The following is a 727-nucleotide window of genomic DNA, read 5'->3' on the forward strand; positions in this document are numbered from 1 at the left end:
TCCTTTAGATCGGCAATATTATAATTATATCTATGTGGATGCGATGTATATTAAGGTCCGTGAATATCACCGGGTTGTTTCTAAAGCAGTTTATATTGCCTTGGGAGTTAATAGCCAGGACCGGCGTGAAATCTTAGGCTTTCGAGTAGCTAATAGTGAGTCCAAAGAAACTTGGATAGAGTTCTTTGAATCCTTAAAATCCAGAGGGTTACAACCTCCTAAATTAGTGATCTCTGATGCTCATGAAGGCCTGAAAGCTGCGATAACTAAGTCTTTTCTAAATACAAGCTGGCAACGTTGCACGGTACACTTTTTAAGAAATATTATCGATGTTTTTCCTAAGAAGGATTCCAAAGAAGCTAAAACCCATTTAAAAGAAATTTTCAAAGCACCTACCCTAGATATATCTCGCATGTTAAAAGACGAGTTTATTGCGAAATATGAGGATGATAAAAGGTATACAAAAGCGATTGAGACGTTAGATGCAGGCTATGAGGATGCGATTCAGTTTTATGCAGAAGATCCGGACACGCATACCCATATTAAGACAACCAATGTGCTAGAACGCATAAATTCAGAGATAAGAAGGCGCGAAGCCGTTATACGTATTTTCCCTAATGAAGAATCAGCATTTCGTCTGATTGGTTCTGTATTGATGGATTGTGAAGAGAGAATGGATACAGGTGGAAAGAAATTCATTTATCGCACAAAAAGCTAACCGTGGCAC

1 protein-coding gene is annotated in these 727 nt (G+C 38.4%); it reads left to right on the forward strand.

Features of this window, described 5'->3' with window-relative positions; all coding sequences use genetic code 11:
• Positions 1 to 718, forward strand: a 718-nt coding sequence (locus KI343_RS19820; protein WP_212928119.1) for an IS256 family transposase, incomplete at its 5' end; no start/stop codon positions are given.
• Positions 719 to 727 lie beyond the last annotated feature (9 nt).

The sequence above is a fragment of the Oceanobacillus sp. J11TS1 genome (genome assembly GCF_018333215.1).
Taxonomy (GTDB): Bacteria; Bacillota; Bacilli; order Bacillales; family Amphibacillaceae; genus Oceanobacillus.